This is a genomic window from Microbacterium shaanxiense (assembly GCF_054779995.1).
Map to the genome: position 1 here is coordinate 60,269 of NZ_BAAGXE010000006.1, position 19,267 is coordinate 79,535.

Consider the following 19,267-nt stretch of genomic DNA (forward strand, 5'->3'; position numbering starts at 1 on the left):
GGAGCATGGCGCGCAAGAAGAAGACCGTTGAACTGGATCGGGACAACGGTGTCGCGCCGGGACTCGTCGCGAAGACGAAGAAGCGACTCGTCATCGCAGGCGGACGCTCTCACCCCGCGCTGACATCGGCCGTCGCAGAGGCGCTCGGCACGGAGATCGCTCCGACCGAGCATCGCACCTTCGCCTCCGGCGAGATCTACTCCCGCTTCGAGGTGTCGATCCGCGGGTGCGATCTGTTCCTCATCCAGACCTTCGGTGAGCCGGTCAACGAGTGGCTCATGGAGACCCTGATCATGATCGATGCCGCCAAGCGCGCATCGGCCAAGCGGATCACCGTCGTCGCCCCGTACTACCCGTACTCGCGGCAGGACAAGAAGGGGCGCGGGCGCGAGCCCATCAGTGCGCGCCTGGTCGCCGACCTCCTCAAGACCGCCGGCGCCGACCGGGTCATGAGCGTCGACCTGCACGCCGCGCAGATCCAGGGGTTCTTCGACGGCCCCGTCGACCACCTCTTCGCGAAGCCGGTCCTGCTCGAGTACTTCCGCGAGAACCTCACCGCGGAAGACCGCGAGACCCTGACGATCGTCTCACCCGACATGGGGCGCGTCCGGGTGGCTGACACGTGGTCGGACAGCCTGGATGCGCCGCTGGCGATCATCCACAAGCGTCGCGACCCGAAGGTCGCCAATCAGGTGTCGGTGCACGAGATCGTCGGCACGGTCGACGGGCGCACATGCCTGCTCGTGGACGACATGATCGACACGGGCGGCACGATCGTGAAGGCCGCGCAGGCGCTCAAGGCGAACGGCGCGCGTCGAGTCATCGTCGCCGCCACGCACGCGATCTTCAGCGACCCGGCCAACGAGCGTCTGCAGGACGCATCGATCGACGAGGTCGTCGTCACCGACACGATCCCGCTCACCGAGTCGCGTCGCTGGGACGGGCTCAAGATCCTCCCGATCGCTCCGCTGCTGGCACGCGCGATCCACGAGGTGTTCGAGGACGGCTCGGTGACGAGCATGTTCGGCGGCGACGCGTAGTCGAGAACACACAGCCCGCTCATAGTAGGGCACCCTAACCTCGGGAACGTGAAGAGCATGAGCGTCGCGTCCTCCGTTCGAAAGGGCGCCGCCGTCGCCGGCGTCGCCGGCCTCCTCGTCCTGGCAGGATGCTCCGGCACCGCCGATGCGGAGGACTCCACGGGCACCGGGACGGAGTCCGACAGTGCGACGGGCTCCGACTCGTCGGGGTCAGGGGAATACACGGACGGCACCTACTCCGCCGACGGCTCGTACCAGACGCCGGAGACCGTCGAGCAGATCTCCGTCACGCTCACGCTTGAGGACGGGGTCGTCACCGAGGTCGAGGTGACCGGCGACCCGCAGGCGCGCGAGACCGAGCAGTACCAGGGACAGTTCATCGACGGCATCGCCGAAGAGGTCGTCGGCGTCGCGATCGATGAGCTCGACGTCAGCCGCGTCGCCGGGTCCTCGCTCACGAGCGGCGGATTCAACGATGCGGTCGAGGACATCAAGGAGCAGGCGGCAGCCTGAGCACCGTGTCCTCCTGGGGCTTCGACGCGATCGGCACCCGGTGGGAGTTCGAGACCGCGGACCCGCTGAGCGACGCCGAACGCGCGGGCGTGGGCGCGGTGATCGACGACTTCGACCGCACCTGGTCGCGATTCCGCGCCGATTCGCTCGTCTCCTCGCTCGCGAGCGGCGGTGACGCGCCCAGCCCGGCGGACGCCGTGGCGATGCTGGACGCGTACGCCGAGCTCTCCGACGCCACGCAGGGCGCCGTGAATCCGCTGGTGGGGGAGAGCCTCAGCGCGCTCGGCTACGACGCCGCGGTCTCGCTCATCGCCGGCGCCGCTCGGCCGGCTCCCGCCGATTGGAGGGGCATCCTCACCTGGTCCGACGCGCGCGTGTCGCTGGCGGCTCCCGCCCTGATCGATGTCGGTGCGATCGGCAAGGGCCGTCTCGTCGACCTCGTGCTCGCAGAGCTCGCCGGCGTCGCCGGCGGAGTGATCGTGGATGCGGGTGGTGACATCGCCGTCCGCGGCGCCGAGGTGCGCATAGGTCTCGAGCACCCCTTCGATCTCACCAAGGCGATCGGGGTGGCGAGCATCCGCGACCAGGCGCTGTGCGCCTCGGCCGTGAACAGGCGGGCCTGGGGCGACGGCCTGCACCACGTGCTCGACGCGCGCACCGGGGCACCGGTGCGCACGTGGGCCGCGACGTGGGCGATCGCGCCGGATGCGATGCGTGCGGATGCCGTGGCCACTGCGCTGTTCTTCGACGGCGGGCCCGAACTCGCCGCGCGCTGGGGCGTGGAATGGGTGCGCATGAGCACGGCGGGCATGGCCGAGCGATCGCCGAACTGCCCGGTGGAACTCTTCACGACCCCCGGCATCCGCAGATAGGGAAGAGTTGTACTCGTGACGTTCTCATTCACAACCATCCGGCAGCGGGTTCTGGCCGTCCTCGGGGCGATGTCGATGTACCGTCTCGTGCTGTTCGCGCTCGTCGCGCTCGCGCTGATCGCTCTGGTGCTCTCGTTCGTCGGAGTGATCGTGTCGCCGACGCCCCTCGAGCTGCTGGCGTCGTTCGTCGTGCTCACGGTCGTGATCTCCGCCGTCGATGCGGGGGTCCAGAAGATCCTGCACCTGCCGTGGCGCGTGGAATCGTCACTCGTGACCGCGCTGATCATGCTGTTCGTGATGCGCCCTGGCGCGGAACCGACCGCTCTCATCGGGCTCGCGCTGGCCGGCCTGCTCGCCAGCGTCTCGAAGTACCTGATCGCCTGGCGCGGGCGTCACATCCTCAACCCCGCGGCCTTCGGCGCGGCGGTGGTCTCGATCATCGGCTCGTTCGGCGCCTTCGAGTGGCTGGGCACATCGGCCTCGTGGTGGGTCGGCAACGGTGCGCTCGCGATCCCCGTCGCCGTGCTCGGACTCGCGGTGCTCTGGCGCACGGAGAAGGTGCGGGTCGTGCTCGTCTTCCTCCTCATCGCGATCGCCACGGCGGTCGTGCGCCAGGCGGTGCAGGCGCAGCAGTTCGACATCGACTTCGACATCGCGAGCGCGTTGCAGTTCGCGGTACTGCAGAGTCCGTTCCTGTTCCTCGGCGCATTCATGGTGTCCGAGCCCCTCACGAGCCCGCCGCGGCGCTGGCAGCAGTTCTGGGTCGCCGCACTGGTCGGCGTGCTCGCGGGATGGCCGATCCTCGTCGGCGGGCTGTTCACCCTCGGTCAGGAGCGCGCCCTGCTGATCGGCAACCTCCTCGCATTCGCCTTCGCGCTGCGCGGTTCTGTGCGTCTGACGCTCGAGAAGCGCGAGTTCATCACCCCGACCGCGCAGGAGCTCACCTTCCGTGCCAGGGGGAAGCTGCGCTTCCTCCCGGGGCAGTACCTCGAGCTCGACGTGCCCCATCGTCATCCTGACGCACGAGGCACACGGCGCGAGTTCAGCATCGTCTCGGCCCCGGCCGACCTGCCGACGCTGCGCATCGCGTACAAGAACGGCGATCAGAAGCACCCGTCGAGCTACAAACGCGCGCTCGCGGCGGCAGAGCCCGGCGCGACTCTCGCCGTCACCGGCACCTGGGGCGACTTCGTGCTGCCCAAGGGCGAGGCGCCAGTGCTCATGGTCGCCGCCGGCATCGGAGTGACGCCGTTCGTCTCGCAGCTGCGCCAGCTGCACGCCGAGGGGCGCGCCCGCGACGTCGTGCTGGTCTACGTCGCGGCCGAGGCGTCAGAGCTCGCGTTCCGCCCCGAACTCGCCGAGACCGGCGTGCGCACGGTCGTGTTCACCAGGGACGCCCCCTCCGGTCTCCCGGCGCAGTGGACCTGGGCTCAGGGCGTGCGCCTGGACGCGGCAGGACTCGAGCAGGTCGTCTCCGACATCTCGGCCAGGCACGCCTTCATCTCCGGCCCTCCGCGGCTCATCGCCGATCTCGCTCCCGCGCTGCAGAAGGCGCGGTCGCTGACCACCGACGCCTTCGCAGGATACTGAGAGCCTCCCTGCTGCGCGGGCCGCGGCTCCGCGCCACTTCTTGACAGCCGCGCCATCGATCGATGGCGCGGCTGCTGAAACGTGTAGCGCGAACCTGTTCAGGCAGCGGGTGCTGAGGCCGGCGAGACGGGGAATCGCACCGTGAAGGTCGTGCTGCCAGGCTCGGAGTCGACGCCGATCGTGCCGTGATGGCCCTCCACGATGGCCTTCGCGATCGCGAGGCCGAGACCGGTCCCGCCGGTCTGACGTGCGCGGGAGCTGTCTCCTCTGGCGAAGCGGGCGAAGAGCTCATCGCGCACCTGCGGGTCGATCCCGGGTCCGTCGTCGTGCACGCGGATCACGGCATCCTCGCCTTCCCTGGCGACGCTCAGAGTGATCGTGGTGCCCTCGGGTGTGTGCGTGCGCGCATTGGCGAGCAGGTTGGCCACGACCTGATGCAGCCGACCCGCATCGCCCAGCATGACGACGGGCTCTTCAGGGACCTCGATGATCCAATGGTGCCCCGGCGCGGTGGGCCGCGCATCTGCGAGGCCCTCGAGCGCCAGCTGGGTGAGGTCGACCGTGCCGTGCACGAGTTCCTGCCCCTCGTCGAGCCGGGCGAGCAGCAGCAGATCCTCCACGAGGCGCGTCATCCGCAGCGACTGCGCCTGGATGCGCTCAAGGGCCGTCTGCGCCGTCTCTGGCAGCTCTCGATCCCGCAGGGACAGTTCGGAGTACCCGCGGATGGATGCCAACGGCGTGCGCAGCTCGTGGCTCGCGTCGGCGACGAACCGTCGCATCCGCTCTTCGTTCTTCTGTCTGGATGCGAGTGAATCGTTCACGTGGTCCAGCAGCGTGTTCAACGCGGCACCCACCATCCCGGTCTCGGTGCGGGGGTCCGCTTCGGACGCCGGTACTCGCTCCGTGATGCTCACCTCGCCGCGATCGAGCGGCTGGTTGGCCACCCGGGTGGCCGTGCCGGCGACCGCCCGCAGGGGCCTGAGGCTCACCCTGATCGTGATCGCCGTCGTCAGAGCGAGCAGGATGAGTCCGCCGAGGGTGGCGAGCGTGATCACGGTGAACAGCTGCGCGATGCTGCTCTGGATCGCATCACGGGGCAGGCCGGTGACGACGTTGATCTTGTCCGAGTACTGGGTCACCGAGGTCTGCGTGACGATCAGCTGATACGAACGGCCGCCCGGTCCTGGGAAGGTGATCGTCCCGGATGCTCGCCCGCTCAATGCCTCGTTGATGGCGGCGAGCTGCTCGTCGCTGAGGTCTCGCACCTGGCCCGAACCGTCGACTATGACGCCGCTCGCAGCGCTGTCGGGAGGGGACACCGCCAGCAGTATCCCCGTGGCGGGCGGGGCGACGTTCTCCATCGCCGACTGCGCTGTGAGCGGCCGGTTGTAGATCGCCGCCGGCTTCGACGCCTGTGCGACGAGGCTGGTCGTGCGCAGCGACAGCGAGTTCAACTGCCCGGCGAGCTGTCCCTCCTGCGCCGTTCCCAGCAGTGTGCTGGTGATGACGGCCACGATGATGAGGATGAGCGAGACGAAGCCGATCACCGCGGCCATCAGCCGCGTCTGAAGGGTCAGCGGTCGGTGCGTCATCCCCGGCTCGATCAATGCGGGGCCTTGATCATGTATCCCACACCGCGAACGGTGTGCAGCAGCGGTGCGCGACCGGCGTCGATCTTCTTGCGCAGGTAGGAGATGTAGAGCTCGACGACGGACGACTTGCCTCCGAAGTCGTAGCTCCACACGCGGTCGAGGATCTGCGCCTTGGAGAGCACGCGGCGTTCGTTGCGCATGAGGTAGCGCAGCAGTTCGAACTCGGTCGCCGTCAGTTCGATCTCGGTGCCGTCGCGCTCGACCTCGTGGCTGTCCTCGTTGAGGGTGAGGTCGCCGACGCGCAGGATCGACTGCCCGTCCTCGGTACTGGCGAGCCCGGTGCGACGGATGATCGCGCGCAGACGGGCGATCACCTCCTCGAGACTGAACGGTTTGGTGACGTAGTCGTCGCCGCCGGCGGTGAGCCCGGCGATGCGGTCGACCACGGCGTCCTTCGCCGTCAGGAACAGCACCGGCACGAGATTGCCGGATTCACGCAGGCGCCGCAGCACGCTCATGCCGTCGAGGTCGGGCATCATGATGTCGAGCAGCAGCGCGTCCGGCTCGAAGTCTCGAGCGACCTGGAGTGCCTCGAGGCCGGATGACGCGGTGCGCACTTCCCAGCCCTCCATGCGCAGCGCCATCGCCAGCAGATCGGTGAGCATCTGCTCATCGTCCACGGCGAGGATGCGCAGGGGCGAGCCATCGGGGCGGCGCAGTTCGGGCTGATCAGTGGTCATGGACCCATTCTGAGGAATCAGCTATGGGATTTCTATGGAGCGCGCTATGGGTGGCCTGTGAATCACGGGGCGGCGATCAGTGGATGATCGGCGCTTCCTGCTCCCAGATCGAACTCATCTCGGTGAGCGTGCGGTCCATGATCGACACCATCGAGGCTGCGGCCTTGTCGGCGTTGCCGGTCTGGATGGCCGTCGCGATGTCGACGTGCATCTGCAGCGCCTCCGGCGCCGGGTACTGGGGCATGAGGTCGTACTGACTGCGGCCGGTGAGCACTTCTGCGACGAGGTGATGCAGCTGTGCGAACATCTCGTTTCCGCTCATGGTCAGGATGAGGGAGTGGAACTCCTTGTCCAGATCGAGGAACTTCTCGGCGTCTCCTTCTCGTCCGGCCGCCCACAGCCTCCCTGCGAGGCCGACGAGGTCGCTCGCCTGATTCAGCGGGGCGCGCATCGCCGCCATCCGCGCGGCGGCCGGCTCGATGGCTCCGCGCAGTTCGGTGAGAGAGCGCAACTGGGCGACTCTGCTGGGGCCGGCGAGTCGCCAGCGGATGACCTGAAGGTCGTACACGTTCCAGTCGGTGAGGGGGAGCACCCGCACGCCCACGCGTCGCTTCGGGGTGATGAGCCCCTGCGCCTCGAGAGCGCGGAGCGCCTCGCGGACGACGGATCGCGACACCTGGAATCGGCTCTCGATGGACTCCGTCGTGAACGTCGCCTGCGGTGCGATGACACCCGCGCAGATCTCTCGACCCAGTGTGTCGAACACGAGGTTGCGTCGATCGACCGCAGGGGCTGATGCGGCGGGGGAGGCCGGAGCGGCCTCGGCGCCGGGGAGCGAGGTCATGCCTTGATCATATCTTTCTGGTCACAGATATTGAAAAGTCTGACTTGTGGTGGCAATCTTGGCCACTGAGCAGATGTAACGGAACGTCTGCACCAGGGAACCACGCGACGGCGCGCGGTTCAGGACGGAGTCACAGTGAAGTACCGATCCAAGACCGCCCGCTTCCTCGCGGCGGCAACAACCGCAGTCGTCGCGGGAACGCTCGTCAGTTGCAGTTCCGGCTCGGAGATCGACGAGAGCGAAGGGATCGAGGGCACGACGATCCGTGTCACCCTCGCCAACCACGTGTGGACCGAGACGATCAAGGAACTCATCCCCGAGTTCGAGGAGGAGACCGGCGCGAAGGTCGAGATCTCGCAGCTCGCGGAGGACCAGCTCTCCGACCAGTACAACGTCAAGCTCAACGCCGGCACCGACGAGATCGACGTGCTCATGTACCGTCCGCTTCAGGAGAACAAGCTCTTCGCCAGCAACGGCTACCTCTCGGACATCACCGAGCAGGTCGAGGGCGACGAGGAATGGGACTGGTCCGATTTCCAGTCGGGCCCGGCCTCGCTCACCACCTACGAGGATGCCGTCGTCGGTGTGCCGATCATCACGGAGCGCACGGTGCTCTACTACCGCAAGGACCTCCTCGAAGAGGCAGGGCTCGAAGTGCCGACCACCCTGGAAGAACTCGATGCCGCCGCCGCGGCGATCCACGAGCTTCATCCAGAGGTCGCCGGTTACGTGGGCCGTACCGGCAAGTCCGCCGCCGTGACCCAGTTCAGTGCGTTCCTGTTCAGCTCGGGCGGCAAGTGGATCAACGAAGACGGCACGTCGGCGATCGACAGCGAGGAGGCGCGCGCCGCCTACCAGTACTACGGCGACCTGATCAGCACGCACACCGACGCCACCGTCAACCCCGAGATGAGCTGGCCGGAGGCGTTCGCCGTCTTCCAGCAGGGGCAGGCCGCGTTCATCGCCGATGCGGACAGCCTCTACAAGAACATGACCGATCCGTCGCAGTCGACGGTCTCCGATCAGGTCGGGTTCGCGGCCTTCCCCGAGGGTGAAGCAGGGTCGAAGCCGTACAACGTGGCGGCGTGGGCGCTCGCGATCAACGAGAGCTCAGCGAATCAGTCGGCGGCGTGGCAGTTCATCCAATGGGCGACGTCGAAGGAGATCACCCTCGAGATGTCCACGCTCGGTGTCATGGGTGCGCGCACCTCCGTCTGGGAGGACGAGGAGGCGACCGCCGAATACCCGGCGGAACTGGTCGAGGCGATCAAGATCAACGGCGAGAACGGCGTCGGTGAGGATCGTCCGCTCGTGATCCAGGTGGCAGAGGCGCGTGAGATCGTCGGCGGGCCGATCGTCGCGGCGATCGCCGGCGACGATGTGAATGCCGCCGCCGAGAGCTCGAACGAGGCATTCGACGAGTTCCTCCTCGAAGACGCCGAATAACCATCCTCAGTCCGTCGCCGCCCCGGTCCCGATCGGGGCGGCGACGGCGGACCCTCACGGAAGCACTCATGACTGCACTGCGCACCCCCGAGGATGTCGGGGCGAGGGAGAACTTCAGCCGCTGGGCCAACCGGCACCGCAAGTGGCTGTTCGCAGGACCCTCGATCGCGTTCACCGCCCTTCTGCTCGCCATCCCGCTCGGCTGGACGCTGTTCCTGAGCTTCACCGACGCCAAACGCTCCGTCAGGCGCAAGTTCGACTTCAACGGGCTGGAGAACTACGCCGAGGTCCTCACCGACACCGAGCGCTTCTGGCCCGCGGTGTGGCGCACTTTCGCCTTCACGGGAGGAGCGCTGTTCTTCGAGCTGATCCTCGGAATGATCATCGCGCTGCTGCTGTGGAAGCCGTTCCGCGGCCAGGGCGTAGTGAGGACCATCATCCTGCTGCCGCTGGTGGCGACGCCGGTGGCGGTCGGCATGATGTGGCGGCTGCTGTTCGAGCCGAACATCGGCTTCGTCAACGAGATGCTTTCCTGGGTCGGCATCCCGCCGCAGCCGTGGCTGGCAGACCCCGCCACGTCGCTCGCGACCCTCACATTCGTCGACATCTGGCAGTGGACGCCCATGGTGGCGCTGATCCTGCTCGCCGGACTCACCGGTCTGTCGGAGGAGCCGCAGGAGGCGGCGAAGGTCGACGGGGCGAACGGGTGGCAGCGGTTCTGGTACGTGACGGTGCCGCTGATGCGCCCGGTGATCGTCGCGGCCGTGCTGCTTCGAGGCATCGACGCGCTGAAGACCTTCGACATCCTCTACGCGACCAAGGGCAAGGGCGGTGGCGCGTTCCACGACGTCGAGACGCTCAACGTCTACGCGTACGGCTTGAGCTTCGATTACAACGAGTACGGATTGGCGTCGGCGGTTCTCATCCTGTTCTTCCTGCTGATCCTGGGTGTGATCTGGGTTCTCCAGATGCAGCGAAAGGGCAAGGACTCATGATGACCACGGCAGACACCCGCACGCTCGTCACCGGTGGCGCGAGGCCGCCGATGCTGCGCCGACGCAAGTTCCGCTGGGGTCCGGTGGGACGCTTCGTCGGGCTGGCACTCATCGTGCTCGCCTTCCTCGGACCCATCGTGTGGATGGTGCTGGCGAGCTTCAAGCTCAACGTGCAGATCTACGATCCCACCAAGGCGTTCCTCTTCGATCCGACGCTCGAGAACTACGGCACGGTGTTCGACCCGCGTCGTGGCAACTACCTCGTCTACATCTGGAACTCGTTCTTCGTCGCCTTCATGGCCACCGCGCTCTCGCTCGTGCTCGCCGTTCCTGCCGCGTACGCGATGAGCCGCTTCCTGATGAACAAATCCGCGATGGTCGTGCTGCTGGCTCGGATCATCCCCGGCGTGAGTCTTCTCGTGCCGTGGTACTTCATCTTCGCCCAGCTGAAGATGACCGGCGGCTACCTGCCACTGATCCTCTCGCACATGTTCGTCTCGCTGCCGCTGATCCTCTACATCATGATGTCGTTCTTCGATCAGCTGCCAGAGGAGCTGGAGGAGTCGGCCCAGGTCGACGGACTCACCGCGATCGGGGCGTTCTTCCGCATCACTCTTCCGCTGTCGGTACCCGGCATCGCGACCGCGACGATCCTGTCGTTCATCTTCTCGTGGAACAACTTCATGTTCGCCCTGGTCCTCTCCGGCAACTCCACCAAGACGCTCCCCGTCGCGATCTTCGACTTCATCGGCTATGCCTCGATCGACTGGGGTGCGCTGATGGCGGCCTCCGTGGTCGTGACGACGCCGATCATGCTGATCGCACTGTTCACCCAGCGGTACATCGTGACCGGTCTCACCGCCGGCGCGACGAAGGGCTGAACCATGCAGGCGACATCGACGATCTCCATCGTGGTCATGGGGGTGCAGGGCATCGGCAAATCGACGATCGGCAGGAGACTCGCTGAACGGCTCGGCGTCCGTTTCGTGGAGGGCGACCGACTGCATTCCGAGCGGAACATTGAACGGATGGCGGCGGGGACGCCGCTCACGGACGAGGATCGCGTGCCGTGGCTGCATGCGGTGGGCGAGCAGCTCACCGCGCATGTCAGCGACGGCGGGGCTGTCGTGGCGTGCTCCGCACTGCGGCGCGAGTATCGGGAGATCATCCGCGAGCACGACCCCGCGGTCTATTTCGTCGAGCCATGGGCACCCATCGAACTGGTGCGGGAGCGGGTGGGCTCGCGCACGCACGAGTACATGCCGGCCTCACTGCTGCAGTCGCAGTACGACACCCTCGAGCCGCTCGACGCCGACGAACGCGGCATCCGGGTCAGCGTGACAGCCGAGCCGGACACGATCGTCGACGCGGTCGTGGCCGATCTCCCCCCGAAGACAGGACGAGACGAATGACCGCCGTGATCGATCGCGTGGAGTCGTTCCCGATCGCGCCGCGCTGGCTCTTCGTGCGCATCGAGACCAGCGACGGACTCGTCGGGTGGGGAGAGGCGTCGCTCGAGGGCTACGCCGACGTCGTGCGTGCGGCGGTCGATCAGTTCGCCGCGTACCTCATCGGCACCGATCCCGGCCTGATCGAGGACCACTGGCAGGTGCTCACCAAGAGCCAGTTCTACCGCGGAGGGGCAGTGCTCGCGAGTGCGGTCTCCGGCGTCGACCAGGCGCTGTGGGACCTCAAGGGCAAGCGACTGGGCGTGCCGGTGCACGATCTCCTCGGCGGCGCGGTGAGGGACCGGATCCGCGCATACGGATGGGTGGGCGGTGACGACCCGGCGGAGATCGCCGACCAGATCTCGGCGCAGCTCGATGTCGGCCTCACCGCCGTGAAGATGAACGGATCCGGGAAGATGAGCCGCAACGGCTCGGTGGCCGAGCTCGACGGCGTCGTCGCGAGGGTCGCCAGCGCGCGCGCCACCCTGGGGCCCGATCGCGATGTCGCCGTCGATCTCCACGGCCGGTTCACGCTCGCGACCGCCCGTCGGCTGGCGCCGCTGCTGGAGCCGCTGCATCCGTTCTTCATCGAAGAGCCGGTCGTCCCCGAGAACTCCCACATGATCGGAAGGATGGTCGATGCGACGACCATCCCGATCGCGACGGGGGAGCGGCTGTACAGCCGGCAGGAGTTCCTTCCGGTGCTGCAGGCCGGCATCGCGATCGCGCAGCCGGATCTCTCGCACGCCGGCGGCATCTCCGAGGTGCGTCGGATCGCCGCGCTCGCCGAGACGTTCGACGCGGTGATCGCTCCGCATTGCCCGCTCGGTCCGCTGGCGCTCGCCGCATGCCTGCAGGTCGGCTTCGCGACGCCGAACCACCTGATCCAGGAGCAGTCGATCGGCATCCACTACAACAAGGGCGCCGAGGTGCTCGACTACGTGCTGGACACCTCCCCGCTGAAGTTCGTCGACGGCGGCTTCGAGCGGTTGACCGGGGCGGGTCTGGGTGTCGAGATCGACGAGCGCGCGGTGCGCGAAGCCTCATCCCGCTGGGAGACGTGGCAGAACCCGATCTGGCGTCATGCCGACGGATCGGTGGCGGAATGGTGAAGGTCCACGAGAATGGAGTGCGCAGTGAAGATCGATAAGGCCGAGGTCATCGTGACCAGTCCGGACCGCAACTTCGTCACGTTGAAGCTGACGACGGATGACGGGCTGAGCGGACTGGGGGATGCGACGCTGAACGGGCGTGAGCTCGCGGTCGTCGCATACCTGACCGAGCATGTGGTTCCGCTGCTGGCTGGCCGTGATGCGCATCGGATCGAGGACACCTGGCAGTTCCTGTACCGATCGGCCTACTGGCGGCGGGGGCCGGTGACGATGGCGGCGATCGCCGCCGTGGACATGGCGCTGTGGGACATCAAGGCGAAGGCCGCCGGGATGCCGTTGTACCAGCTGCTGGGCGGTGCGAGCCGTATCGGACTGATGGCGTACGGGCACGCGTCGGGCAAGGAGCTGCCGGAACTGTTCGACAGTGTGCGTGCGCACCTGGATCAGGGCTACAAGGCGATCCGCATCCAGACCGGGGTTCCGGGGCTGAAGGCGATCTACGGGATCGCGTCGCAGGCCGCCGACGCCGGTGGGGGCGAGGCCCGCTACGACCATGAACCGGCGCGCCGCGGTGCGGTGCCGACGGAGGAGGACTGGGACACCCGGTCGTACCTGCGCCATCTTCCCGGCGTCTTCGAGGCCGTACGAGCCGAGTTCGGCCCCGAGATCCCGCTTCTGCACGACGGGCACCACCGGATGACGCCGATCCAGGCGGCGAAGCTCGGGAAGGACCTCGAGCCGTACGACCTGTTCTGGCTCGAGGACTGCACGCCGGCCGAGAACCAGGAGGCGCTGCGCCTGGTGCGTCAGCACACGACGACGCCGCTCGCGATCGGCGAGATCTTCAACACGGTCTGGGATTTCAAGGACCTGATCCGCGAGCAGCTCATCGACTACGTGCGCGGTGCCGTCACGCACATGGGCGGCATCACCGCGCTGAAGAAGACGATCGACTATGCGGCGCAGTATCAGATCAAGTCGGGCTTCCACGGGCCGACGGACATCTCGCCGGTGGGGATGGCCGCGCAGATGCACCTCGGGCTCAGCATCCACAACTTCGGCATTCAGGAGTACATGCAGCACGGCGAACGGACGAACCAGGTCTTCCAGCAGTCATTCACCTGGGACGACGGCCTGCTGCACCCCGGCGACGCACCGGGGCTGGGGGTCGAGCTCGACGTCGACGAAGCGGGCAGGTACCCGTACGAGCAGGCCTACCTGCCCTACAACCGCCTGGCCGACGGCACCGTCCACGATTGGTGAGTGAGCGGCGCGCGACGGTGGCCCGAATGTCCGGGCACCGGCATACGATCGGCGCATGACAGAAAGTCCACAGACAGTACGTCCGGCGACCCCGGAGGACGTTGCCGCACTGGTGCGCCGCGCGCACCATGAACCCATCACCGTGGTCTCGGGCGGCCACGGGCCGTGGTCGCACGATGAATCGCCCGGTCTGCGCATGGAACTCGCAGAGCTCGCCGACATCCGCATCGACGGCACTGCAGTGCATGTCGGCGGCGGCGCGACATGGGGAGCGGTCGCCGCAGCCCTCGCAGGGGAGGGGCTCGCCATCAGCTCCGGTGACACCGCGACGGTCGGCGTCGGCGGCCTCACCCTCGGCGGCGGGATCGGTTGGATGGTGCGCGACTGGGGGCTCGCGGTGGATCAGCTGCGCGGCGCGCAGGTCGTGACGGCGTCAGGGGAGATCGTCGAGACCTCAGCGACCGAGAACCCCGACCTCTTCTGGGCGCTGCGCGGAGGGGGCGGCAACTTCGGTGTCGTGACCCGGTTCGATTTCGAAGCGCATCGTATCCCGGGCATCGTGTACGCGGAGTACGCGATCGGGGGCGACCCGGCGGCGGCACTGCGCGCCGCTCGCGATGTGATGCGCACGGCGGCGCGTGAGCTGACGGTGACGTTCATGGATGTCCCCGCGATGGATCCGAGTGCACCGGCCGGCGCGCGGCTGGCCGCGGTATGGGCGGGCGACGACGTCGACGCGCTCGAGGAGACGCTCGCACCGATCGCGGCGCTGGACGGCATCGATGCGACGGTGACGACTCCGGCGTACCGGGACATCCTGCTCGAGATGCCCGCGCCTGATGCGGGGGAGGAGGCGCCCGCTCCTCCCGGCTTCATCGGAGGCAACGGCCTCTTCGCCGAGCTGGACGACGAGATGATCGACCGGCTCGTCGCGTTCCGTGCGGCCTACCCGGCTTCGGTGGTCTTCCTGCGCTCCCTCGGCGGTGCGTATTCCGATGTGCCTCAGGACGCGACGGCGTTCCCCGCCCGGTCGGCCACATGGTTCGTGATGGCGGGAGGCTTCGACATCCCCGGCATGATCGATGACGGCACCCGGGCGGCGATCCTCGCCGACTGGCGCCGGATCGAATCGGGCCGCCTCGCCGAGTACGGCAACTTCGCCGACACGGAGCGCCCCGCCGCTGTGCCGGGGATGTTCACCCCGGAGGCGTACGACAGGCTGCGCACGGTCAAGGCGAAGTGGGACCCGCAGAACCGCTTCCGGCGCAACCACAACATCGTCCTGTGATGCGAGAAGGGCCGGTGACCTCGCGGTCGCCGGCCCTTCTCGCGGAGCAGTCTCTCAGTGGGTGTCTTCGGCTTCGATCTCGGTGCGATCTCCGGACCAGAGGGTGTGGAAGGTGCCTTCCTTGTCGATGCGCTTGTAGGTGTGCGCGCCGAAGAAGTCGCGCTGTCCCTGGACGAGCGCGGCGGGGAGGCGGTCGGCGCGGATGCCGTCGTAGTACGACAGCGACGACGAGAACGCCGGGGCGGGGATGCCGGACTGCGCGGCCGCGACGACGACGCGTCGCCATGACGCCTGGCCGCGGGTGAGTGCTTCCGCGAAGTACGGCGCGGTCATCAGCACGGGCAGATCGGGGTTGTGGGCGTACGCGTCGGCGATGCGGTTGAGGAACTGCGCACGGATGATGCAGCCACCGCGCCAGATCTTCGACACCGCGCCGAGGTCGATGTTCCAGCCGTATTCTGCGGCACCGGCACGGATCTCGTCGAAGCCCTGGCTGTACGCGACGATCTTGGACGCGTAGAGGGCCAGGCGCACGTCTTCGATGAACGCGTCGTGCTGCTCCGCCGGCACGGTGAACGCGTCGTCGGGGCCGGGGAGAGCACCCGCGACGGCGCGCTGCTCGGGGTGCGAGGACAGCGAACGGGCGAAGGTGGCCTCGGCGATGCCGGAGACCGGCACGCCCAGCGACAGGGCGGTCTGCACGGTCCACGCACCGGTGCCCTTGGCTCCGGCCTGGTCGAGGATCACATCGACCAGCGGCGTGCCGGTCGAGGCGTCCACCTGGCGCAGCACCTCCGCGGTGATCTCGATCAGGTACGACTCGAGTTCGCCCGTGTTCCATTCGGCGAAGATCTCGGCGATCTCGGCCGGCGTCTTGCCGGTGCCGCGACGGATGAGGTCGTACGCCTCGGCGATGAGCTGCATGTCGGCGTACTCGATGCCGTTGTGGACCATCTTCACGAAGTGGCCGGCACCGTCGTGTCCGATGTGGGTGACGCACGGCTCGCCCTCGGCGACCGCGGCGATGGATTTCAGGATCGGGCCCAGCGTGACCCAGGACTCGTCCGAGCCGCCCGGCATGATCGACGGGCCCAGGAGCGCGCCCTCCTCGCCGCCGGAGATCCCGGCGCCGACGAAGTTGATGCCCGTCTCACGGACGGCCTTCTCGCGGCGGATCGTGTCGGGGAAGTACGCATTGCCGCCGTCGACGATGATGTCGCCCGGCTCGAACACCTCGGTGAGCGCCTGGATCACGGCATCCGTGCCCGCACCGGCTTTGACCATGATGATCGCGGTGCGCGGCTTCTGCAGCGACGCGGCGAACTCCTCGTAGGTGGATGCCGGGATGAATCCCGCCTCGGGGTGCGCATCGAGCACGCCCTGCGTCTTCTCATAGCTGCGGTTGAAGATCGCCACCGTGTTCCCCTCACGCGAGGCGAGGTTGCGGGCGAGATTCGAACCCATGACGGCGAGTCCGACGACTCCGATGTTCGCTGATGCTTCGGGCACAGACTGCTCCTCGGTCGTGAAGTTAGGGATGCTCTCAGATTATCGCGCTCAGCGGTCTGATTACGCGTCGGCGGAACGAGAGGCCGCGAAACCTCGCACGGCCGTCATGGAAAGCAGGGCAGACTGGGTGGATCAGGATCGGCGATCCTGACGCCGCTGACTCAACGCTAAGGACCGCAGGTGGAGAACGTCGTCGCAGAGACCCCCGAGGAGGACGGCGTGCGCATCGTCGTGATGGGCCCGAGTGGTTCAGGCAAGTCCACCGTCGGCGTCGAGCTGGCAGAGGCCGTCGGTGCGCGCTTCATCGATGGCGACGACCTGCACCCGGAGGCGAATGTCGTGAAGATGGCGGCGGGCACGCCTCTGGACGACGTGGATCGGATGCCGTGGCTGCGCCTCGTCGGGCAGGCGCTTCACGCGCAACCGCGCATCGTCATCGCGTGCTCCGCGCTCAAGCGCGAGTACCGCGACGTCATCCGCGGGGAGGAGCCGGAGGCCTACTTCGCCGAACTCGTGACGGATCGCGCAGTGCTCGAGCAGCGGATGCGCAGGCGTCCGGACCACTTCATGCCGCCGGCGCTGCTCGGATCGCAACTGCGCACGCTGGAGCCTCTGGGCGCCGACGAACGCGGCGTCAGGGTCATCGCGTCGGGCGACGTGGCCACGGCAGTGGCGGCGATCATGGCGGCTGCGGGGCTCGCGCCTCAGTCCTTGCGGTAGCCGGTGCGGCCCATCGAGAACAGGGCGCCGATGGTGAACACCGTCGCGCACACCGCCATGGCGCCGATGAGCCAGAGGATGACGTGTGAGAGGAAGGCGCCGTCGAGCATGCCGGACTCCATGTTCTGCGAGGGGGAATGAGCTGAGTTTCAGCCTACTCGGTCATCCGGTACGATAGAGGAGTTCCTCGGCGAGGGATGCTTCGCGTGCGCGGCATCCGTTATCGACGCGGCGAACCAAGCCTCGTGGCTTTTTCGCACGTCTGCGTCCGGGAAGCCGACCAATAGACCACCACGCGGCGAGCAGTTCGTCGTGTGCCCCGAAGGAGAATCCATGTCTGAGGACACCAAGGTCCACGCCGAGGTCCGCGACCAGTTCGGCAAGGGCTTCGCCCGTCGCCTGCGCGCAGCCGGCAAGATCCCCGCCGTCATCTACGGCCACGGCACCGAGCCGGTGCACGTCGCACTGCCGGGCCACCAGGTCGCGCTCATCATCCGCCGTGCGAACGCGCTGCTCGAGCTCGACATCGAGGGCAAGGCATCGCTCGCCCTCGTGAAGGACGTGCAGCGTGATCCGGTGCGTCAGATCATCGAGCACATCGACCTCCTCGTCGTGAAGAAGGGCGAGAAGATCCAGGTCGACGTCCCGATCGTCGTCGTCGGCGAGTCCTTCGCCGGTACCGTCGCCAACCTCGACGCGACCTCCATCGCCGTCGAGGTCGAGGCCACCCACATCCCGCAGAACTTCGAGGTCTCGATCGAGGGCCTGGAAGAGGGCCAGCACATCACGGCCGCCGATGTGAAGCTTCCCAAGGGTGCGACTCTGCTCGCCGACCCCGAGACGCTCATCGTCGCCATCTACGTCCCGACCGCCGAGGCTGCCGAGGACGAGACCGAAGAGGTCTCCGCCGAGGGCGAGGCCGCAGAGGCTCAGACCGAAGAGGCCGCCTCGGAGTGATCCACCCGCACTTCGTGCACAGGTGATTCCTACGCAGAGGGGACGCGAGCGCATCGCGTCCCCTCTGTCGTATCCTGACGACGTTCGAAAGGCATGAGAGTCATGGCCGACACCTGGCTGATCGTGGGACTGGGAAACCCAGGACCCCGCTACGAGGCGACCCGGCACAACGTCGGTCAGATGGTCGTCGATGAGCTCGCCGCCCGTCGCGGCGAGAGCTTCCGTGAGCACAAGGGCGGAGCGCGCGTCGTCGAGACCTGGGTGCGACCGGGCGGGGACAAGCTCGTGCTCGCGAAACCGAACTCGTTCATGAACGTCTCCGGCACTCCGGTCGCGTCTCTGGCGCGGTTCTACTCCGTACCGCCCGAGCGCACGGTGGTGATCCACGATGAGCTGGACATCCCCTTCGACACGCTCAAGCTGAAGATCGGCGGCGGACACGGCGGACACAACGGCGTGCGCGACGTCGCGCGTGCGATCGGTTCGGCCGACTTCCCGCGGGTACGGGTCGGCATCGGCCGGCCACCCGGCCGCCAGGATCCCGCGGACTGGGTGCTGTCGCCGTTCGGCAAAGCGGAGCGCGAGACGCTCGCGATCCTCGTCGCCGATTCAGCGGATGCCGTCGAGCTGCTCGTCAGCGAGGGGCTTCTGGCCGCTCAGCAGAAGCATCACGCCCCGCGCTGAACAGGGGCGTCACGAGCCGAGGTAGGAGGCGGAGCCTGCACCGGCACCGAGTCCGAGCGTCACGACCAGGACCGTGAAGAAGATCACGGGCCCGAGCACGCCGAGAATCAGAGCGGTGATACCCCATGCGCGACCCGCGCGCTTCACGATCGCCATGATCCCGAGGACGATCGCCGTTATGCCGGCGAGGGTGCCCACCCAGAACGAGATCTCGCCCATCAGCACCTGCTCGCGCACCGGTGCGAGGAACGAGAGGTCGCTCGTGGTCCCGTCGATCTGCTGCGCCACGGTCGGCAGTTCGAAGCCGATCTGGTAGCCGGCCGCACCAGCGATGATCGTGGCCACGACGGCCGCGACGACCGACAGCGCGAACGCGATGATGCCCAGCGCAGAGGACCTGGGTGAGCTCGGTGCCTCCGACGGCTGGTAGCCTCCCGCCGGCGCCGCGTATCCGCCCACCGGTGCTGGATATGCGCCGGGGGGTGCCTGATACTGCGGGGCAGGAGGTCCCTGATTCGGGTACGCCGGACCGGCAGGCGGCTGATACCCCGGCGCCACAGGAACCGGGGGCACGGGACTGCCGGAGGGGACGCCGTCAGGCGAGGGCGGCGGGAACTGCGGGTCGGTCACGCACACCATCCTAGAGTGCAGGCG

20 protein-coding genes are annotated in these 19,267 nt (G+C 67.6%); 14 read left to right on the top strand and 6 right to left on the bottom strand.

Features of this window, described 5'->3' with window-relative positions; all coding sequences use genetic code 11:
- Positions 1-5 precede the first annotated feature (5 nt).
- From ACYVG2_RS17540 to ACYVG2_RS17555, 4 genes are all read left to right on the top strand, one after another.
- Complete coding sequence (locus tag ACYVG2_RS17540; protein ID WP_448967628.1) at positions 6-1,040, top strand: ribose-phosphate diphosphokinase; 1,035 nt, start codon at positions 6-8, stop codon at positions 1,038-1,040.
- Between the two features lie 57 nt (positions 1,041-1,097).
- A complete protein-coding gene (locus tag ACYVG2_RS17545) occupies positions 1,098-1,553 on the top strand; it encodes an FMN-binding protein (protein ID WP_460782268.1) in 456 nt (151 codons plus the stop codon).
- A 5-nt stretch (positions 1,554-1,558) separates the two neighbouring features.
- Positions 1,559-2,425, top strand: coding sequence for an FAD:protein FMN transferase (locus tag ACYVG2_RS17550; protein WP_460782167.1), 867 nt, complete (start codon positions 1,559-1,561; stop codon positions 2,423-2,425).
- A gap of 69 nt (positions 2,426-2,494) precedes the next feature.
- The gene (locus ACYVG2_RS17555) at positions 2,495-4,015 is read left to right on the top strand and encodes an FAD-dependent oxidoreductase (RefSeq protein ID WP_460782269.1); all 1,521 of its coding nucleotides are present in this window, start codon (positions 2,495-2,497) and stop codon (positions 4,013-4,015) included.
- 98 nt (positions 4,016-4,113) lie between these two features.
- On the opposite strand, the gene ACYVG2_RS17560 is transcribed toward ACYVG2_RS17555, so the two are convergent.
- The 3 genes from ACYVG2_RS17560 to ACYVG2_RS17570 form a co-directional block, all read right to left on the bottom strand.
- The gene (locus ACYVG2_RS17560) at positions 4,114-5,607 is read right to left on the bottom strand and encodes a sensor histidine kinase (protein WP_460782168.1); all 1,494 of its coding nucleotides are present in this window, start codon (positions 5,605-5,607) and stop codon (positions 4,114-4,116) included.
- 11 nt (positions 5,608-5,618) lie between these two features.
- Entirely contained in the window at positions 5,619-6,347 is a 729-nt protein-coding gene (locus ACYVG2_RS17565; RefSeq protein ID WP_448967631.1) for a response regulator transcription factor, read from the bottom strand.
- A 76-nt stretch (positions 6,348-6,423) separates the two neighbouring features.
- Positions 6,424-7,191 carry a FadR/GntR family transcriptional regulator gene (locus ACYVG2_RS17570; RefSeq protein ID WP_460782169.1) on the bottom strand — a complete coding sequence of 256 codons (768 nt, stop codon included), beginning with the start codon at positions 7,189-7,191 and terminating at the stop codon, positions 6,424-6,426.
- A gap of 135 nt (positions 7,192-7,326) precedes the next feature.
- Between ACYVG2_RS17570 and ACYVG2_RS17575 the strand changes: the two genes are divergently transcribed.
- From ACYVG2_RS17575 to ACYVG2_RS17605, 7 genes are all read left to right on the top strand, one after another.
- On the top strand, positions 7,327-8,637 hold the full coding sequence (locus ACYVG2_RS17575) for an ABC transporter substrate-binding protein (RefSeq protein ID WP_460782170.1): 1,311 nt from the start codon (positions 7,327-7,329) through the stop codon (positions 8,635-8,637).
- 68 nt (positions 8,638-8,705) lie between these two features.
- Complete coding sequence (locus ACYVG2_RS17580) at positions 8,706-9,632, top strand: carbohydrate ABC transporter permease (protein WP_448967634.1); 927 nt, start codon at positions 8,706-8,708, stop codon at positions 9,630-9,632.
- Positions 9,632-10,513, top strand: a complete 882-nt coding sequence (locus ACYVG2_RS17585) for a carbohydrate ABC transporter permease (RefSeq protein ID WP_460782171.1) — start codon at positions 9,632-9,634, stop codon at positions 10,511-10,513. Before ACYVG2_RS17580 ends, ACYVG2_RS17585 begins: the two co-directional genes overlap by 1 nt.
- Before the next feature lie 3 nt (positions 10,514-10,516).
- Positions 10,517-11,044, top strand: a complete 528-nt coding sequence (locus ACYVG2_RS17590) for a gluconokinase (protein ID WP_460782172.1) — start codon at positions 10,517-10,519, stop codon at positions 11,042-11,044.
- Positions 11,041-12,192 carry a galactonate dehydratase gene (gene dgoD, locus ACYVG2_RS17595; protein WP_460782173.1) on the top strand — a complete coding sequence of 384 codons (1,152 nt, stop codon included), beginning with the start codon at positions 11,041-11,043 and terminating at the stop codon, positions 12,190-12,192. The genes ACYVG2_RS17590 and dgoD overlap by 4 nt, the downstream gene beginning before the upstream one ends.
- Positions 12,193-12,216: 24 nt before the next feature.
- Positions 12,217-13,455 carry a D-mannonate dehydratase ManD gene (gene manD, locus ACYVG2_RS17600; protein ID WP_460782174.1) on the top strand — a complete coding sequence of 413 codons (1,239 nt, stop codon included), beginning with the start codon at positions 12,217-12,219 and terminating at the stop codon, positions 13,453-13,455.
- A gap of 55 nt (positions 13,456-13,510) precedes the next feature.
- Complete coding sequence (locus ACYVG2_RS17605) at positions 13,511-14,743, top strand: FAD-binding oxidoreductase (protein ID WP_460782175.1); 1,233 nt, start codon at positions 13,511-13,513, stop codon at positions 14,741-14,743.
- Between the two features lie 54 nt (positions 14,744-14,797).
- Here the strand turns inward: ACYVG2_RS17605 and gndA are convergent, their stop codons facing one another.
- Positions 14,798-16,252, bottom strand: coding sequence for an NADP-dependent phosphogluconate dehydrogenase (gndA, locus tag ACYVG2_RS17610; RefSeq protein ID WP_460782176.1), 1,455 nt, complete (start codon positions 16,250-16,252; stop codon positions 14,798-14,800).
- Between the two features lie 234 nt (positions 16,253-16,486).
- Between gndA and ACYVG2_RS17615 the strand changes: the two genes are divergently transcribed.
- Entirely contained in the window at positions 16,487-16,972 is a 486-nt protein-coding gene (locus ACYVG2_RS17615) for a gluconokinase (protein WP_460782270.1), read from the top strand.
- Here ACYVG2_RS17615 and ACYVG2_RS17620 read toward each other — a convergent pair.
- The gene (locus ACYVG2_RS17620) at positions 16,957-17,082 is read right to left on the bottom strand and encodes a hypothetical protein (RefSeq protein ID WP_448967641.1); all 126 of its coding nucleotides are present in this window, start codon (positions 17,080-17,082) and stop codon (positions 16,957-16,959) included. The two genes, ACYVG2_RS17615 and ACYVG2_RS17620, sit on opposite strands and share 16 nt — an antisense overlap.
- Before the next feature lie 223 nt (positions 17,083-17,305).
- On the opposite strand from ACYVG2_RS17620, the gene ACYVG2_RS17625 reads away from it, so the two are divergent.
- Together ACYVG2_RS17625 and pth are read left to right on the top strand one after the other, a co-directional pair.
- Entirely contained in the window at positions 17,306-17,929 is a 624-nt protein-coding gene (locus ACYVG2_RS17625; protein WP_448967642.1) for a 50S ribosomal protein L25/general stress protein Ctc, read from the top strand.
- Between the two features lie 102 nt (positions 17,930-18,031).
- Positions 18,032-18,613 (top strand): aminoacyl-tRNA hydrolase, encoded by a 582-nt coding sequence (gene pth, locus ACYVG2_RS17630; protein WP_460782177.1) that lies wholly within the window; start codon positions 18,032-18,034, stop codon positions 18,611-18,613.
- Between the two features lie 9 nt (positions 18,614-18,622).
- Here the strand turns inward: pth and ACYVG2_RS17635 are convergent, their stop codons facing one another.
- Positions 18,623-19,243 (bottom strand): hypothetical protein, encoded by a 621-nt coding sequence (locus ACYVG2_RS17635; RefSeq protein WP_460782178.1) that lies wholly within the window; start codon positions 19,241-19,243, stop codon positions 18,623-18,625.
- Positions 19,244-19,267: the final 24 nt, after the last annotated feature.

Bases quoted from the DNA above. Each gene is read 5' to 3' on its own strand.
- ACYVG2_RS17540 (WP_448967628.1), top strand. From the start codon at position 6: ATGGCGCGCAAGAAGAAGACCGTTGAACTGGATCGGGACAACGGTGTC.
- ACYVG2_RS17545 (WP_460782268.1), top strand. From the start codon at position 1,098: ATGAGCGTCGCGTCCTCCGTTCGAAAGGGCGCCGCCGTCGCCGGCGTC.
- ACYVG2_RS17555 (WP_460782269.1), top strand. From the start codon at position 2,495: ATGTCGATGTACCGTCTCGTGCTGTTCGCGCTCGTCGCGCTCGCGCTG.
- ACYVG2_RS17560 (WP_460782168.1), bottom strand. From the start codon at position 5,607: ATGACGCACCGACCGCTGACCCTTCAGACGCGGCTGATGGCCGCGGTG.
- ACYVG2_RS17565 (WP_448967631.1), bottom strand. From the start codon at position 6,347: ATGACCACTGATCAGCCCGAACTGCGCCGCCCCGATGGCTCGCCCCTG.
- ACYVG2_RS17570 (WP_460782169.1), bottom strand. From the start codon at position 7,191: ATGACCTCGCTCCCCGGCGCCGAGGCCGCTCCGGCCTCCCCCGCCGCA.
- ACYVG2_RS17580 (WP_448967634.1), top strand. From the start codon at position 8,706: ATGACTGCACTGCGCACCCCCGAGGATGTCGGGGCGAGGGAGAACTTC.
- ACYVG2_RS17585 (WP_460782171.1), top strand. From the start codon at position 9,632: ATGACCACGGCAGACACCCGCACGCTCGTCACCGGTGGCGCGAGGCCG.
- ACYVG2_RS17590 (WP_460782172.1), top strand. From the start codon at position 10,517: ATGCAGGCGACATCGACGATCTCCATCGTGGTCATGGGGGTGCAGGGC.
- dgoD (WP_460782173.1), top strand. From the start codon at position 11,041: ATGACCGCCGTGATCGATCGCGTGGAGTCGTTCCCGATCGCGCCGCGC.
- ACYVG2_RS17605 (WP_460782175.1), top strand. From the start codon at position 13,511: ATGACAGAAAGTCCACAGACAGTACGTCCGGCGACCCCGGAGGACGTT.
- ACYVG2_RS17615 (WP_460782270.1), top strand. From the start codon at position 16,487: ATGGGCCCGAGTGGTTCAGGCAAGTCCACCGTCGGCGTCGAGCTGGCA.
- ACYVG2_RS17620 (WP_448967641.1), bottom strand. From the start codon at position 17,082: ATGCTCGACGGCGCCTTCCTCTCACACGTCATCCTCTGGCTCATCGGC.
- ACYVG2_RS17625 (WP_448967642.1), top strand. From the start codon at position 17,306: ATGTCTGAGGACACCAAGGTCCACGCCGAGGTCCGCGACCAGTTCGGC.
- pth (WP_460782177.1), top strand. From the start codon at position 18,032: ATGGCCGACACCTGGCTGATCGTGGGACTGGGAAACCCAGGACCCCGC.